This is a genomic window from Nonomuraea sp. B5E05 (assembly GCF_039880665.1).
Lineage (GTDB): Bacteria > Actinomycetota > Actinomycetes > Streptosporangiales > Streptosporangiaceae > Nonomuraea.
Genome location: NZ_JBDPMJ010000095.1, coordinates 1 through 1217, shown reverse-complemented (window position 1 = coordinate 1217; position 1217 = coordinate 1). Strand labels below are relative to the sequence as shown.

At 73.0% G+C, this 1217-nt stretch carries 1 protein-coding gene; it reads right to left on the bottom strand.

Going from position 1 to position 1217, the window contains the following annotated elements:
* Positions 1 to 1217 (bottom strand): dihydroxy-acid dehydratase (locus tag ABGB01_RS45940; protein ID WP_347780645.1); only part of this gene is annotated, 1217 nt, incomplete at both ends.

Here is a 1217-nt window from a genome sequence, read left to right as displayed (position 1 = left end):
CTCGGAGTCGAAGACCTTGGCGGGGCCTTCGTGGCGGAAGTCGTCCTTGCCGCCCAGTTTGAGCACGCATCCGTCGGGGGCGAGTGAGCCGCGCAGGATGGCCAGGGCGCCGCGGGCTTTGAACGGCTGCTCCGCGCCGGCCACGACGGTCTGGCCGGGTGTCTCCTGGGCGTGGGCGGCGACGTCGGCGAGGGTGCGGCCGTCGATGAGGGTGACGTTCTCGCGCAGCAGGCCGGCTTCGAGCAGGCGGCGGACGACGAGGGAGGTGCCGCCGGCCCGCCACAGGTCGGCGGCGGTGTGGGGGCCGCCGCTCGGTTTGAGGCCGGTGATGATCGGGATTTGGCGGCAGATCTCGCCGATCGTGTCGATGGCGAGGGGGAGTCCGGCTTCGCGGGCGATGGCGAGCAGGTGCAGGACGGCGTTGGTGGAGCCGCCCATGGCGGCGACCGAGACGATCGCGTTGTGCAGGGCGTCGGCGGTCAGGATGCGGGAGGGGCGGGCGTCGCGGGCCAGTGCGTCCATGGCGATCTGGCCGGCGCGGCGGGCGGCGGCGTGCTTTTCCGGGGCGACGGCGGGGATGTCGCCGGTGCCGAAGGGGGCCAGGCCGAGGAAGTCGGCGACGCTGCCCATGGTGTTGGCGGTGTACTGGGCGGCGCAGGTGCCGGCCCCGGGGCAGGCGTGGCGGGCCAGGTCGTCGAGTTCGGCCTGGTCGAGGCGGCCTACGGCGCGTTCGCCGAGGGCTTCCCACATGTCCTGGATGGTGACGTCGTGTCCGCGCCAGCGGCCGGGCAGCATGCTGCCGCTGTAGAGGACGACCGCGGGCACGTCGAGGCGGGCCAGGGCCATGATGGCGGCCGGTACGGTCTTGTCGCAGCCGACGATGGCCACCAGGGCGTCGAAGGAGTGGGCCCGGCCCATGAGCTCGATCGAGTCGGCGATCACTTCGCGGCTGATCAGCGAGGCGCGCATGCCGGGGGTGTGCATGGTGAGGTTGTCGGAGACGGCGATGGTGTTGAACTCCATCGGCAGCCCGCCCGCCGCGCGCACGCCGTCGGCCACGTGCGCGGCCAGCTCGCGGTGGTTCAGGTTGCACGGCATGGTGCCGGTCCAGGTGGAGGCGATGCCCACCACGGGGCGGCGCATGTCCTCGTCCGACAGGCCCATGGCGTAGAGGTGGGAGCGGGCGGGTGCGCGGTCGGGATCGTCGGCGATGCTCA